The organism is Salinisphaera sp., from assembly GCF_002729955.1.
In the GTDB taxonomy this organism is placed as follows: domain Bacteria; phylum Pseudomonadota; class Gammaproteobacteria; order Nevskiales; family Salinisphaeraceae; genus Salinisphaera.
In genome coordinates this window covers 13,984-28,239 of the sequence record NZ_PBYA01000030.1, presented here as the reverse complement: position 1 = coordinate 28,239, position 14,256 = coordinate 13,984, and the positions used below count along the sequence as shown (strand labels likewise).

The following is a 14,256-nucleotide window of genomic DNA, read 5'->3' as shown; positions in this document are numbered from 1 at the left end:
CCTCTTCTGTCGTCTGAAATCAGTGATTGGTCTTACTAATTTCAGCAGGTGGGTGCCGCCTCCTTCAATCGCTCATACACCAGAAATGAGCGTAGCTCTCTGGAACCACGGCGGGAGCTTGGCGTACAGCTTGATGTCGTCGTTGCGCTCGAAGGCCTGGGCGAAGTCTTTTTCGACATCCGAATCGTAGATGACATAGTCGTAGACTGACTTCTCGGCTTCAAGCATGTTGCTCGATAGATAACCGGCTAGCGGTGCCACGTCTTCATCGTCGAAGTCGAACAGTTCCTGCGCATAGAAGCTGTCGTCGCCGATGCGGTGGTACTGGATGCCGTCGACGATGAACAGGCGCATCTGATTGCGGATGATCTGTAACGTCTGTTCGATGAATTTCTGCGGGTTGTTCTTGAAAGCCTCGAGCCGGCCGCTGTCGACGAGAATACGGGCCAGCGTGCGGCGAGTGAGGTTCGTCTCGTTCTGTAGAAAGCTCAGGATGTCGGGCAGGGCGAAGTCGCGTTGGTCATAGGTGGCCGGTGTTTCGTTGACTTCGGTGGCTTCGACGCCACCGCGATTCACGTCCAGCCGCGCGGTACGCGTGATGAACTTGGCCTTGCCCACCCGCAGCTGATCGCGCATTTCCGTCGCACAGCATTCGATGAGTTTCTCCACATCGAAGTCCACGCGGTAAGTGGTCTTGTATTTGATCCGGTTCCAGAGCGCTTCGAACTCCGGGCTCAGGTAGACGGCTTTGTTGAGCTTGACCTCCTGGCGGTCGTCTCGATTCTGGATATTCAAGCGGCCGGCCACCTTGCGCAGCACGGCATTGATGGCGCCCGCGTGTTCGGCGGCTTCGTCCGGCAGGGACACCGTGTTGGCCTTGAGATTGGCCCGGAGTGCGTCCTGCACCTTGCCCTTGGCGTCGATATAGTCGTGTTCGAGCAGATGCTGCCAGACCGTCTCGGACAGTTCGGTGCCGAAATACCCCGTCTCACCGTTGTCATCGGTGATCGGAATGCTGGCGAACAGATGTTTCTCCACCACGCCGAAGCGGATGCCTTCGTCCTGCTCGATCTCTTTCTGTAGCTGGCGCGCGAAATCCTCGTAGGATTCGTTGGCCATCACCGTCAGGCGGTTCACCTCGAAGCCGTGAACACGCTGGCCGCTCTGGTTTACCGCCAGGCGCAGTCCGCGGCCGATCTCCTGGCGTTTTTTCATCACCGAGGCAGTCTCGTTAAGCGTGCAGATCTGGAATACGTTCGGGTTGTCCCAGCCTTCGCGTAGTGCGGAGTGCGAGAAGATGAACTTCAGCCGGGACTCGAAGCTCAGCAGCCGTTCCTTGTCCTGCATGATCAACTGATAGGCGCTTTCGTCGGCCTGTGTCTTGCCTTCGCCTTTCGAATCCTTCAGGCGTACGTTGCCGCGCGCGTCTTTCTTCTTGTCGGCGGCGAAGTAGCCGTTATGAACGGCGTGTGCCTCGGTCTCGATATCCACTTCGCCGAAAAGCGATTGATACTTCGGCAACCGCGCGGCGCGGATATACTCTTCCTCGAACATACGCGCGTACTTGCCGGGCTGTGGCTCGCCATCGGCGTCGTAGTCGCGGTAATTGGCCACGCGATCGATGGAAGAACAGGCTCAAGACCTTGATGCCCATCGGCGTGAGTTGAAGCTCCTTGTCCAGATGCTCTTCGATGGTCTTGCGGATCTGCAGGCGCTTGTATTCGTCTTCATTCACCTGGCCGATCACTTCGCCGCGGCGGATGACTTCCGGCTTGCTGGTAAAGCTGATGTATTCATTATCCGGCTCGCAGTAAATGTCGTCGACGATATAGCCGTCGTAGACCGTGCGGCCGCCGGTGGTGTCCAGCAGGTCCTCGCCGCTGCGCACCCATTTCTTCTTGCGCTTGACCAGGCCTTTCTGCAGCGCGTCGATTTCCACCTGCGCGCGGATCGGGCTGTTGCGGTTATCGGTCTGGAGCAGCTTGATGTACGCCTTGTTGTGGCTGTCGCGCACCTCGACGCCTGTCACCTCGATCTGTTTGACGAGCTTGCGTTCGTAGGCGTCGATGGAATCGAGCCGGTACACCATGTGGTGTTTGTCCAGATGGGTGGCGGAGTAGCGCAGCGTGCACAGCGGGTTGAGCTGGGCGATCGCCTCGCGGCTTTTCTCGGTATTCGCAACGCTCTGGGGTTCGTCGATGATCACGACCGGGTGTGTGGCCTGGATGAACTCGATGGGCTTGTTGCCCGTCATCCGGTCATGTGGGCGGTGGATGATATTGGCCTTGTCGGCCTTGTCCGGATCATCGAAGCTTTTACGAAACGCATCGATATTGATCACCATGATCTGAATGGTGTCGCTGGTCGCGAAGTTGCGAACCTGCCCGAGTTTTTGCGAGTCGTAGACGAAGTAATCGAACGGCGTGTTGTCGTACAGCCCCTTGAAGTGCGGCTCTGTCATCTGGAGCGATTTGTACACGCCCTCTTTGATGGCCACCGACGGCACCACGATGATGAACTTGGTGAAGCCATAACGCTGGTTCAGCTCGAACAGCGTGCGCAGGTAGACATACGTCTTGCCGGTGCCCGTCTCCATCTCCACCGTGAAATCGCGCGAGGCCAGCTCGCTGGCCGGGGCCAGGCCGTTGCGCAGCTGAATGGCCTGTAGGTTTTCGAGCAGGTCTTCGTCCAGCAAGCGCAGTCGGTTACCCATCCCCAGATCGCCGCTGGACTGGCCAAGGCTCAAACCCATCTGCGGATCGTCTTTCAGCGGTGCGACAGTGAAATTCGTGCTGCAGATCTCCTGGCCTTCGAACAGATCGGTGACGGCGTCGATAGCCTCGCGCTGATAATCGAGCTCGGCGTCGAACTGAAACTTCATCCCTGGTTGTCCCCGTTATCGTCGTCGCGCTGCGGCGCCTGGCGCGCGATGTCTTCGAGCGCGCGTAGCGTATCCGCTTCGCCCTCGGCTTCCTTGAGCGCGCGACGACGTGTATCGAATTGGCGGTACTCGTTCTTGGCCTTGTCGTCGGCCGAGCGCTTGCGCATACGGCCATGGCCATCAAGCACCGGCCAGTCGTTGAATTCGAGAAACTGGTCGAGCTTGTCCTGCCAGTTCTGCATGAATATCTGCTGGCGGCGGCGGGCCTGGTTATCGGCAAAATCGAGCCACATGACGACCATACGGTTCAGGTCGTCGATCTCGCCGGCGCTCAGGTAGTTCTTGGCGACCGGCACGTCTCGCGCACGCACCGCCTCACCCTCCCAATTCGTTAACCCCATGTTCGCTTGGGTATGATCGGCGCGCTGATAGATCAGTTCGGCTGCCGTGTGGCCCGTGGCCGCATAGTGCAGCTTGTTCTGGATATGCTGGAAGAATCGCGTGGTTTCGGCATCGCCCGGATCATAGTCCGCGGCCAGCGTGAAGATCTCTTTCACCCGTAGATACATGCGCCGCTCGCTGGCGCGAATATCGCGGATGCGTTCCAGCAGCTCGTCGAAATAGTCGGGCACGCCGGGGCCGGGCGGGTTCTTCAGGCGCTCGTCGTCCATGACGAAGCCCTTGACTAGATATTCCCGCAGCCGCTCGGTGGCCCAGCGGCGGAATTGCGTGCCGCGCTGGCTGCGCACGCGGTAGCCGACGGCGAGCACGGCATCCAGGTTGTAATGGCGGATCTCGCGCGAGACTTCGCGCCCGCCTTCTTCGCGAACTATTAGAAATTGTCTAATAGTTCGATCGCGATCCAGCTCACCGGACTCGAAGCACGAACGCAGGTGCGCGTTGATCGTTGCAACCGTCACCTGGTACAGATCCGCCATCAACGCCTGCGTTAGCCAAACGGTATCGTCCTCGAAGCGGCATTCGATCCGTGTCTCGCCGTCCGCGGTTTGATAGAACAGCACTTCGCCCGAGGCGGAGCGGATATCGTCGTCGGCGTTACCGTCGTCTTTTTCGTCGTTGGACTGCATGGTTACGCGTTACGGCTAGAGGCTCTTCACATCTTCCACGCCGGCCTGGCGAAGAATCTGCACCGCGTTGGTCTTGACCACATCGTCGGTGAAGCCGTTGTCCTTGAACACCACGCGCATGACTTCCGGCGCCAGCTCGGCCTTGAGTGCCGCGATACCGTTGACTAGATCGAGGTCGACCGCGTCGGCCAAGCAAACGACGAGCGCGCCGGCGCCAATGATATGCACGGCTTTGCCGTTGATCTCGCGTTCTTCAATTGGCTCGGCCAAGTCGAGGCCGTATTTCAGCAACAGCTCGCTTAGAATATCCAAACCATTTCGCTCTTCCTTGATATTCTCAACGCTATCCAGTAACGAGGTTTGTAAATCTGATTGGCTCGGGCTCCAAGATGTAATATTGCTCGATGAAAGCCTGTAGGCTTTAAAACCAAGCGTAGCGTCCGCGGTACCATTGTTTGCTTTCTCAGAATAAGCTTTAGTAGCCCGTCTAAGCCGCTCTGCTCCTATGTCGGCAATGGTCGAATAGCCATGCTTTAAAGCTTTTTTTCCGACTTCCGAAGTTGCATCTAGTTGTTCAGGCAATTGAGCCAATATGAATCGTCTTTCTCCGTTATCCGAAGCATTAATGTGCATAACAGCTTCCCCGAGAACACACGATCCCGCAAAAAAATCTAAAATTATGTCTTGACCGTCAGTAACAAACGACATTAGCTGAGAAAGTAGTTTGACTGGTTTCGGATTAGTGAAGATTTTCCCTTCGTCCGAAAATAAGGCGCGGAAGTCATACATTCCGAGACGGCCGTCCAAATTTATTACGCTTGAAAGCTTATCCTCGAACTCATCGGAATAGACCTTCAGTTCGACAATTTTTGATTCGTCATCGCCGAAGAGGATCCTATTTTCTGCGAGGAGGCGGTCTCGGGTTTCCGGTGGAAATCGATATCCCATCAAAGGTTGTTGGCAGGGTTTACCGGTAACAGGGTGCAAAATGTCGTAACGATAACCTTCCCGGCCGGGGTTATGGACGCTTTGGCTTCCTGTGAATATACCGTTCTCGTCGATATACTTATATCGGTCTAGCGGCCATAAATAGGGTTTGTTATCTTTGAACCATGAAGAGTAGGCTTTTTGACGTGTTTCGCTATCTTCGTAAGTTTTAATAAAATAATCTGCAACATCTCGCAGTTTGTTTTTGATCTCTGAGATTTTGGACTTCCATACGGCTTTAGACGATGGCAAGTTCTTGGAATACGCTAGGATATATTCATGCTCTACGGCTATTCTGGTTGGATTATTATCAGTAGCATTTTTCCAGATTATTTTTCCGATTCTATTTTCTTCCCCGAATATTTCGTCACATGCAGCGCAAATATTGTGTAATTCGTGGTCATCGATAGATAAAAATATAATTCCATCTTCTGCTAACAGATTTCGCGCTAATTTCAAGCGAGGGAACATCATGTTCAGCCAGTTCGTGTGATAACGGCCTGACGAGTCTCGGCTCTCAGAAATTGAACGACCTTCCGAGTCCTTTTGTCCCGTATAGCGAAGGTAAGTATCCAGATTGTCCTGAAACCGATCCGGGTAGATGAATTCGCCGCCGGTGTTATAGGGCGGGTCGATATAAATCATCTTGACCTGCTTGTGATACGACTTCTGGAGGAGCTTTAGCACTTCGAGGTTGTCGCCTTCGATGAACAGGTTCTGTGTGGTATGCCAGTTGACGGATTCTTCCGGGCAGGGGCGTAGCGTGCCGGCCGATGGTGTTTGGGCGATGCGCCGGGCGCGGGCCTTGCCGTTCCAGGTAAAGCTGTAGCGCTCGTGCTCGTCTTCCACGTACTCGCCGAGACAAGCCTTGAGCGCGTCGAAGTCCACTTTCCAGCGCGGGCCGTCGGCGTCCGCGCCTTCGGTGAAGGCGTCCGGGAAGAGCTCGCGGAGTTTGTCGATATTGTCGGCGACGATGTCTTGCGAAGCACCGTCGGTTTTGGGGTCCAGCTTGTCCATGGCATGTCTTGTTGGGCGTTACAGGGCGGTGGCGGTATCGCGTAGCGTCGCTTCCAGCCCCTTGATGCGTGTATTGAGCTCCACCTGTCGGTTGAAGCGGGTTTCTTTCTTGATCTCGTTTCGCAGCCGCGCGATTTCGTTTTCGAGCTGATGACAGTTAGCCAGCCGCTCGCGTTGCGCGCTGCGTGTGTCGTGTTCTGTCGGTAGATGAAACCGGCCGCTTAACCGGGCGCAGGCGAGCGCGATCAGGCGCTGGTGCCAAGCCGAGTAGAGCGCATAAAAGTCGGTCTGCGGCAGTTCGTCAAGCGCCAGGCTGGTGACAAACGCCTGTTCGACGTCGGTGGGCGTGTCCGAGTCGATCCAGCGCGTGGTGCGGATGTCTTCGGCTATCGTTACGCCGGCTTCGGCGCGACTGGCGCGTTTGTGCGCGGTGCTTAATGCCCATTGGGCATTGTAAGTCAGCACCAGCAGCAGCGGATACGGAATGGCGCGGTGAATCCGTTCGGCTAATCGCGCGGCGTGCTTTGGGCTTTTGAGCGTGGCGTGTACAACGGCGAGTTCGCCGTAATCGCGCTCGTCGTCGCGGTAAGCGTTGACGTTGATCGTGCTGGGTTTGAGCGTGTATTGCCAGGTGACGGTATCGATGTCTTCGGTGAAGGCGCGGCGGTCGGCCGCCGACAGATCGGCGTTTTCAAAGAACAGTTTCTTGTGGATACGCTTGCCCAGCCGGGCGGCGTCGGGCAGGCCGAGTTGCGCGTCATCGAAGGTCATCAGGCGGCTTGCGCCTCACTCTGGACGATGAGAAAAGCCACCACTTCGAAATCGTCGCTACCTTGGAACGTATCACGGCTGATCACCGTGCCGCCGGGCTGGAACAGGCTGGCCACGCCTTGTTCTTCGGCCTTGCCCGTAATGGCAGTGACCGCTCGCGCTAGCTGCTCGCGGTAGTACGCCATCTCCCAGCCGTGATTCGTAGCCTCGTTAAAGCGGGCGACGGCGGGGCGGTCCGGCCGCCCACGGCCGAGCGATAAGCGCTTCAGCGCATCGAGTATGGGCCGCACGTGGGTGAAGTTGCGTCGCACGCTACCGTCATTGCCCACGTAGACAAGATAGTGCGGCGCCAGCGCATAGGTCGGGTCGCCGTGGATCCGCGCGTTCATGTTGCGCAGGCAGAAGATCACGCCCGGCGCGAGCCCTTCGTCGGCGATGAGGTCGTCGATTCCGGTGACGGCATAGGCGCCAAGCGGCATCTGGGCGAGCGTATCGCCGTGCTCTTTCAAGTATTCGCCCAGATCCAGCCGATAGTCGTTGAGCGTGAGATCGGTGATCGAGATGCCGTCGGACAGATCTTCGATGGTCGGCACGTCGTGCTGTAGCTGGTGCATCTGTCGGCGGCGGTATTCGAGGTCGTTCATCGCGTCGCCTTCGGCGGTTTCGATGACGTTCTCTTCGCCGGTGGCCGAGATGTCGAGCAGCACCATGCGCCCGGCCACGCGTGCTTCGAGGTCGATATATTCGTCCAGCTCCATGTTCGGCCAGAAGTTCACGAGCTGGATGACATCGTTGGTCGAGCCCAGCCGGTCGATGCGGCCGAAACGCTGGATGATGCGCACCGGGTTCCAGTGGATGTCGTAGTTCACCAGCAGGTCGCAGTCCTGCAGGTTCTGGCCTTCGGAAATACAGTCGGTGGCGATGAGGATATCGATGGCGCCTTCATTCGGATGGCCACCGCGCTCCTTGGAGACCGGCGAGAAGGCGGCAAGTATCGACGGTATATCTCGCCGCAGGCCGGGGACCGTGCTGCGGTTGCCGCTGGACTGGCCAGTGACTTTGCCGACGTGCAGGCCCAGTTCATTCTGCGCCCAATCCGCGATCTGGGTGTAGAGATATTCTGCCGTGTCGGCAAAGGCCGTGAAGACGAGCGCCTTACGGTTGTCGGCGTTGATCGGGTTGCCGGCTTTATCCGCAATCAACGCGCGCAGGGCGGCGAGTTTGGCGTCGCGGGCGGGGCCGATGTCTCGCGCTTCGCGTACGAGTTTCACCAACAGCGCTTCGTCTTCTTCCAGCTCCTGGCGCCAGCGGATGCGGTCCACGTCGCGAATCAGCACCTTGATTTTGTTGCCGACCAGGTAGGGATCAAACGCGTTGTCTTCGACGGCGATGTCCTCGATGCTCCATTCCTCGATATCGGAGGCGTCGTGGTTGTCGAGGCGTTCTTTGAGTTCGCGTACGCCCTCCAACAGCTTATTCACGGTCAGCGCGAAGGCGTGGATCGAGCTCTCCATGCGCTTGAGCAAGTTCACGCGCATGAGGTGGATCAGGCTTTCCTCGCGGTCGATCTGCTTGAAAACCGAGCCGCTGGCCATGGTCATGTCGTACTTACGGCTGTACTCGGGCAATTTCTCGGCCAACACGTATTTCAGCGGCGCGTAGGCGCTCAAGTTCAGGCGCCGGATATCGCGGTTGATTTCCCGCAGCTCGGGGAACTGGTTTTCGCTGTCGATGGCGGGGTAGAGATTGTGCGGCGAAAGACGGCGCGGGAAGCTGCCGATCTCGCTCATGTCGTAGTATTTTTCGACGTGTTTTCGCGAGCGCGCGATGGTCAGGCGATCGAGCAGGCTGAAGTAGTCGAAGTTGAGCGCATCCAGCAAACTGGCAGAGGAGCGGGTCTCTTCGTCCTCGCGAAGCCAGGCGTTGAAGCGTTTTTGCGCACCGCGCAGCGTGGCGTCGATGCTAGCTACGCCTTCGTTGTATAGCGCATCGTCGCGGCCTTCGGTGATAAAGGCGATCTGGTTCTTCAGGTCGTTCATGCGGTTGTTGACCGGCGTGGCCGACAACATGAGCACCTTGGTTTTCACGCCGGCGCGGATAATGTCGCGCATGAGCCGGCCGTAACGGGTGAGCCCATCCTTGCGAGGCGGGTTGTTGCGGAAGTTGTGCGACTCGTCGATGACGATGAGGTCGTAATTGCCCCAGTTGACCGTCTCGAGGTTGATTTCACCGGAATATCCGCCTTCGCGCGTCAGATCCGTGTGGTTGAGCACGTCGAAGTTGAAGCGGTCATCGGCGAGCAGATTGCGCGTGTCGTTGACGGTATAGAGCGTCCAGTTCTCGCGCAGCTTCTTGGGTGCGAGCACGAGCACGCGGTCGTTGCGCAGCTCGTAATACTTGATCACCGCCAGCGCTTCGAATGTTTTCCCCAAGCCCACGCTGTCCGCCAGGATGCAGCCGTTGAAGCGCTCGATCTTGTCGATCGCGCCCAGCACCCCGTCGCGCTGGAAGCGGTACAGCTTGTTCCAGACGACCGTGTCCTTGATGCCCGTACGGGTCTTGATGATGTTTTCTTCATCCAGCTCGCCGAGGTAGTCCTCGAAGAGGGCGTGCAGCATCAAGAAGTAGATCTGCTCGGGGGATTTGTCTGCGTAAAGGTTTTCGAGTGCTTGCAGCACGCCATATTTCGCGTCGCGAGAAGCACCAGCGTCAGCCCACATCGTTTGAAAGCTCTCTGCCAGCGCAGCTGCTTCATCCGCGTTGTCGCTCGCGTTGTTCAGGTCGTAACCCTCGCCGGGAATACGACCGATACCTACAGCGTTAAAGGAAGAGCTGCCATGCAGGGCAAATAGAGAACGATCATCTCGTTCGGTAACGAAGAGATTATGACCAGCCGGCCGCTTCATTGATCGAACTAAAGACTTCGATTCAATCCAGTCGCTGAACTCGCGAGCCACGGCAGGCAGGATCAATCGATTTCGCAGCGATCGTTCATGGGCGTCGCCGGCGAGCTTGAGCGTATCGGCCACCGAACTATCTTCGTCAAGCGCAGGGACAAGGACGCGCGCTGATTCGATCTGTATTAGTGAGTTGCGTAGTGCGTCGAACGCAAACGCTGAAAGGGACGACGAAAGCATCAGTAAGCTTGAACCCGCACTAAGGTGGTCGGAGATCAGGTCCCCGACATTTCCGTGCTTACGATTATCGACTAGCATCCGACGCCCCCATCACGATGCCGTAACGCTAGCACTTCACGAATCCGTTGGACTAGCGACTTTGCGACGTCGGTTTTACACGTCTTCTTCGCTGGCCGATAAAAGAATGTGGGTCTAGGGCCTCGCTTAACGCTCAAGCCTTAGCCTCGGGCAATGTTCGCACGAGCTAGGGGCCATCCCATTCAATGGCCGGTCCAAGCCCTTCGGTTTCGCTCGCGATTTATGCGCCATCGTAGTCTTTCCGGTACCGCTCGCGATTAACGAAACGGACTATGTCCGATAGCAAAAGCAATTGGCAGACATCGCTATCCTCGATACTCAGCTATTTGCCGACCCTGTTGGCGAGATACTCGCGCAGCAATGACGCGCGGTATATTAGGAACCTAACCTATCTTTTCGGTGCATGAGTTAATCTGCGCGCGCTAGGTTAGGTAACCCGGCCGCAGGGACCGCATCCGACCGAGTCTGCGCGCCGTCGCCGGTTTGCCCGCTAGAATATCTCCGGATTGCTCGTGCAGACTCGGACTACCGCACAAGGTTGTAGCGGGTTCGTCTGAATCCCGGCATCAGGCTACAGCGTCGGGCGGCAATGGCCGCGCCTAGGCGGGTCAAGGAGGAGAGTTAAGCGGCTATCGGGACCAGATCGCTCTGCGATCCGCCCAGGTATGAGCCTGAATCGGGTGTTGGGTGGAATGTTGGGTAAGCCAACAATTAACCCCTAACTGCCTGATTATAAATGCCAAGTGGTGCCGGGGAGAGGAATCGAACCTCCGACCTACTAATTACGAATCAGTTGCTCTACCGACTGAGCTACCCCGGCTCCGGATTCGGCAAGCCGCGGATTATAGAGAAACGTTTGCGCGCAAACAACGATTGTCTTTAGCGCGGTGCTCGGGATGCGGGAAACCTTGCTGCAAGTACGGCCCGCCAGTACGGCGGGCCGCATTATGGGCTTGGTTCGAGACTAGTCGTCGTTGGCGGCCAGTTCGGGCGTGAACGTCGGCGCGCTGCGCGGCTGGGCTTTCTGCTGGTAGCCATAGGCAATACGAATCAGCGTCGGCTCGTCGAACTCGCGTGCCAGCAGTTCCATGCCCACCGGCAGCGCGGGGGCGCTGTCGTTACCCGCGGGCTTTGCCATACCGGCAGGCATGCTCAGTGCCGGGAAGCCAGAGTATGGGCTGAGTCGATTATTGCTCCCGGTACTTGGCGAGCGGCCCAGGGCGGGTGCGAGGCCGAGTACCGAGGGATAGAGCAGGGCGTCGTAGGGCGCGCCAAGGGCGTTTGCGTCGAGGCCGTCTGCGTCGCGATTGTCGAGGATACGCATCAAGCCGCCACGTACGATCGTGGGCCGCTGTTGGAGGTTGCGCTGGTAGTCCTGTCGATACGCCACGGCCTGAGCGCTGGTGTCGTTTTCATTCTCGATTGCGCGGCCGATCTCGCCGTAGAAAGCAAAAGTACCCGTATTGCGTGATTGGTAGCCGCCGCTGGCTTCGACGGCATCGAAGCTGCGCAGGTGCCCATCCAGATTCGAGGGCCAGCTCATCAGGTAGGCGGTGAGATCGTTGCGGAACTCGAAGCGCGAATTGCTGGCAAAACCGGTCAAGGTATCGAGCGACACGTTGCGGGCGGTCAGGTCGGCCGCCGTGAGTACGTCCACGGTGGCCCCGGCCGCGCGCATGGCCTCGATGGCCTTGCGGATCGTGGCCTGGACCTGGGCATTGTCGTCGTTGCCATCGCCAAATAGCGGTTGCAGAGCTGCGATGCGTACGCCTTCGAGACCGTTCGGGTCGAGGTAGTCGGTGTAGGTGGCGGGGACGTTGGTGATGACCTTGTAGTTCTCGGCGGTTTCGATCGCCGCCGAGTCGTAGGCAAAGGCCTGGCGCTGGTTGGCATAGGGGCCGTCGTCGAAGCCGACCATGGCATCGAGCATGAGCGCACAGTCCTGAACCGTTCGACACATGGGCCCGCCGGTGTCCTGGGATGCAGCCAGCGGGACGATGCCGTCCTGGCTCACCAGTCGCAGGCTGGGCCGTATTCCCACCAGACCTTCAAGGCTGGAGGGCACACGAATGGAGCCGCCGGTATCGCTGCCGGTGCCGGCCATGGCGAAGCTGGCAGCGATGGCCGCACCCGTGCCGGACGATGAACCGCCCGGGCCTTTGCTCGGGTCGTAGGCATTCTTGACCTGGCCTTCGAGCGAGCTGCTGCCGGTAAAGCCGAACGCAAATTCGTCAAGGTTCGCCTTGCCCAGGATGATGCCACCCGCGTCCACGATACCCTTCACCGAGAAGGCATCGTCGGGTGAGCGGTTGTACTGCATGGCCGTACCGCCGGCGGTCGTGGTGACGTCGGCGGTGTCGAAGTTGTCCTTGAGCAGGACCGGCACGCAGTGCAGCGGGCCGCTCGGGCCATCGACGGCATAGTTGCGATCCAGCGTACGGGCACGATCGAGCGCGCGCGGATTGAGATTGATGACCGCGTGCAGACTCGGCCCGGTATCGTCATAGGCTTCGATGCGATCGATATAGCCCTGTACCAGCGCCTGGCAGGTCAGTGTGCCGGCCCGCATTGCCGCATGAGCCTGGTCGATGGTGCCTTCAACGAAGTTGAAAGTGGCCGGTTCGGCGGGCGTCGTCGTGTCGTTATCGACGGCGGCGTTATCGTTGTCGGAATCGCTGCAGCCGGACAGCAGTGCGCCCAGCAGTAACAGGCTGAACGAGAGCCTTGATTTTATGGTGTCCCCAATGGGTGTATGGATATGCTCGACATCGAGCGCAGGGCGCCTCGCGGTTTGTGCCAAAGCAGTGCGTCGGCTTGGTTTTCGCGTTGCGCCCGAACGCCTTAAGCAAGACTGGTGCCATTGCATGGCAACTGCAGTTTGATGGGCGGGCTTGCGCTGGGCCTGTGCTGTCTCGGACAATGCGCAGCGCGCACGCCGGAGAGGTGGCAGAGCGGTTGAATGCACCGGTCTTGAAAACCGGCAGGGGTTCACGCCCCTCGTGGGTTCGAATCCCACCCTCTCCGCCATTCCCGCGCCGCTATCCTGAACAGCCCACCGTTCAAGCCAGGTCCGTACGGGTCGCCTGCGCCGCTGTGCGGCTGGCGTTCAACCATCGGGGCCGATTCGTGGCCGCGCCTCGCGCGCCTGGGACGCCGACGGGATGTTGGCTCGAGCGTTTCTCCATCGGCAATAATTTGCGGTAAAATCGCGGCAAATTGGCCCAACAAGGATTCGCGCATGCACGAACAAGCACTTATCGATACGGCAAAAGCACTTATGGTCGACGGCAAAGGCATTCTCGCCGCCGACGAATCGACCGGCACCATCAAGAAGCGTCTCGACAGCATTGGGGTGGAGTCGACCGAAAAGACTCGGCAGACGTATCGCAATTTGCTGTTCACCGCCGACGGCGCGCAGGACTACATCAGCGGTGTGATCCTGTTCGAGGAAACGCTGTTCCAGAAGGCCGACGACGGCACGCCGTTTCCGAAGCTGTTGGCCGATCAGGGCGTCATCCCCGGCATCAAGGTCGACAAGGGCGCCAAGCCTCTCGCCGGCAACCCCGAAGAAAAAGTCACGGAAGGCCTGGACGGCCTGCGCGAGCGTCTTGCCGACTACGCCGAAGCCGGCGCACGCTTTGCCAAGTGGCGCGGCGTGATCGATATCGCCGACGACCGCCCGAGCGACTACTGCATCCACGTTAACGCCCATGCGCTGGCACGCTATGCCGCGCTTTGCCAGGAAGCGGGCATCGTGCCGATCGTCGAGCCGGAAGTGCTGATGGACGGCGCGAACTCGATCGAACGCTGCGAGGAAGTCACCGATCGTGTGCTCGACGCGGTGTTCGCCGAGCTCAAGGCCCAGAACGTCATGCTCGAAGGCATGCTGCTCAAGCCGAATATGGTCATTGCCGGCAAGCAGTGCCCGCAGCAGGCCGGGGTCGAGCAGGTGGCGCAGGCCACCTTGCGTTGTCTCAAGCGTCGGGTGCCGGCGGCCGTGCCCGGTATCGTCTTCCTGTCCGGCGGGCAGAGCGATGAACTGGCGACCGCGCATCTGGATGCCATGAACCGCATGGGCCCGCAGCCGTGGAAGCTGAGCTTCTCCTATGGACGTGCGCTGCAGGCGCCGGCGCTGGCGGCCTGGGGCGGCAAGGACGAGAACATTGCCGCGGCCCAGAAGGCCTATCTCAAGCGTGCCCGCAACAACGGCGCGGCCGCACGCGGCGAGTACAGCGCGGACATGGAAGAGGCTGCCTGAGCCTTGATGTCGGCGTAGCGAAAAAGCCCGGCCGCGGCC

At 58.8% G+C, this 14,256-nt stretch carries 6 protein-coding genes, 2 tRNA genes and 1 pseudogene; 2 read left to right on the top strand and 7 right to left on the bottom strand.

Going from position 1 to position 14,256, the window contains the following annotated elements:
• Window positions 1-99 precede the first annotated feature (99 nt).
• The 7 genes and pseudogenes from CMN27_RS17430 to CMN27_RS08745 form a co-directional block, all read right to left on the bottom strand.
• Window positions 100-2,881, bottom strand: a pseudogene (locus CMN27_RS17430) (DEAD/DEAH box helicase family protein); the annotation flags it as partial.
• Window positions 2,878-3,969, bottom strand: a complete 1,092-nt coding sequence (locus CMN27_RS08770) for a virulence RhuM family protein (protein ID WP_293625659.1) — start codon at window positions 3,967-3,969, stop codon at window positions 2,878-2,880. The pseudogene CMN27_RS17430 and the gene CMN27_RS08770, both read right to left, overlap by 4 nt.
• 15 nt (window positions 3,970-3,984) lie before the next feature.
• Window positions 3,985-5,973, bottom strand: a complete 1,989-nt coding sequence (locus tag CMN27_RS08765; RefSeq protein ID WP_293625658.1) for a site-specific DNA-methyltransferase — start codon at window positions 5,971-5,973, stop codon at window positions 3,985-3,987.
• Window positions 5,974-5,991: 18 nt separating this feature from the next.
• Entirely contained in the window at window positions 5,992-6,744 is a 753-nt protein-coding gene (locus CMN27_RS08760) for a DUF4391 domain-containing protein (RefSeq protein WP_293625656.1), read from the bottom strand.
• A complete protein-coding gene (locus tag CMN27_RS08755) occupies window positions 6,744-9,959 on the bottom strand; it encodes a helicase-related protein (protein ID WP_293625655.1) in 3,216 nt (1,071 codons plus the stop codon). Before CMN27_RS08755 ends, CMN27_RS08760 begins: the two co-directional genes overlap by 1 nt.
• A gap of 744 nt (window positions 9,960-10,703) precedes the next feature.
• Window positions 10,704-10,779, bottom strand: a tRNA-Thr gene (locus CMN27_RS08750).
• 144 nt (window positions 10,780-10,923) lie between these two features.
• Window positions 10,924-12,759 (bottom strand): amidase family protein, encoded by a 1,836-nt coding sequence (locus CMN27_RS08745; protein WP_293625654.1) that lies wholly within the window; start codon window positions 12,757-12,759, stop codon window positions 10,924-10,926.
• 137 nt (window positions 12,760-12,896) lie between these two features.
• Between CMN27_RS08745 and CMN27_RS08740 the strand changes: the two genes are divergently transcribed.
• Window positions 12,897-12,986, top strand: a tRNA-Ser gene (locus tag CMN27_RS08740).
• A 211-nt stretch (window positions 12,987-13,197) separates the two neighbouring features.
• Window positions 13,198-14,217: a class I fructose-bisphosphate aldolase gene (locus CMN27_RS08735; RefSeq protein ID WP_293625653.1), complete on the top strand. Its 1,020-nt coding sequence runs from the start codon at window positions 13,198-13,200 to the stop codon at window positions 14,215-14,217.
• The last annotated feature ends 39 nt before the right edge of the window (window positions 14,218-14,256 follow it).